The sequence below is a fragment of the Microcystis sp. LE19-84.1B genome (assembly GCF_027531875.1).
Classification (GTDB): domain Bacteria; phylum Cyanobacteriota; class Cyanobacteriia; order Cyanobacteriales; family Microcystaceae; genus Microcystis; species Microcystis panniformis.
The window spans coordinates 1-1,120 of sequence record NZ_JAPZSR010000275.1 but is presented as its reverse complement, the minus strand read 5'-3'; the positions used below and the strand labels follow the sequence as shown (position 1 = coordinate 1,120).

At 37.4% G+C, this 1,120-nt stretch carries 1 pseudogene; it reads right to left on the bottom strand.

Annotation, left to right across the window (positions count from 1 at the left end):
• Positions 1-832: pseudogene (locus O9324_RS15835) on the bottom strand (IS1634 family transposase); the annotation flags it as partial.
• Between the last annotated feature and the right edge of the window lie 288 nt (positions 833-1,120).

Sequence of the window (1,120 nt, the reverse complement as noted above, 5' to 3'; positions counted from 1 at the left end):
GTCTAATCCTTCTATCGGTTTTACTAATTCCTTGATTTTCGAGTTAGTTAAAATTCCTCTATCACTTACCCAGACCACATTCTCAATCCCCCAACCCTTTCTGACTTTCTCAATTTGTCCGCTTAAAGTAGCACCATCTGAAGTGTTTCCTTCAAATACTTCTACCGCTATCGGACAACCCTTAGCTGAACATAACAAACCAAAAACTATCTGAGTTTTCCCTTTCTTTTTATCTCGGTTATAACCATATTTTCCCAGTTCACAACCATTTCCTTCTAGGTAAGTAGAAGTGACATCATACAAGACTAATGTTCCTGATTGTAAGTGTTTAATTGCTAGGTGCTTCTCAATTTTCTCTTGTTTTTCTAATAACCAATCTAAGGCGTTATATAATTCGTCTTCATCGGCTTTCTCTAAGTCTAACAATTGTCCTAAACTCTGACTGCAAGTTTCGCTATTAAACCCTCTCGCTGTGGCTATTTTCGATTTAGGATTGATGATTCTTGCCACAATCATTGCCACCACTAAGTTTCTGATTCGAGAGGATTTTTCACTGATTATTTTATCTAAACCTAATTTTTTAATCGTCTCTAAAATAGCCATCACATGACCATGAGGAAGACTTCTAATCACTTCAAAATGATTGGGAATGCCTTCATTCATGGACAGTGTTGATCCTTTAAGAGCCAGTTTCAGATTGTCGATAATATCATCGGGTAATTTTGAGAGATTGGCCAGGGTTCTTTTTTTGACTTGATCTCCTTCTCGGTAGGACTCTCGAAGAAGAACAGCGGGGGGGGGAATTACGGTTAGGAACTTTTTCTATGTACATGACTACCATTCTAGCAAATGGAGAGAATTCTTGTCCATTAAGAAATGTTACAAATTACATGGGTACATTAAGAAATGTTAAGGGGTGCATCCATTGATGGATAAGGGTTTTCGGCTATTGTGGTATATATGTATGGGGGAAGTTCAGTTATAAAATTAGCGGCGTAGGGCAAGAAAAAACTGAAGAGATAGTCAGAAGAAGAAAGGAAGCAGGCAGATTTATTTTAGCAACTAACTTAGTTGATGAAGAAGACAAATTAGACTCAGCCGAAATGGTGACAACTTATAA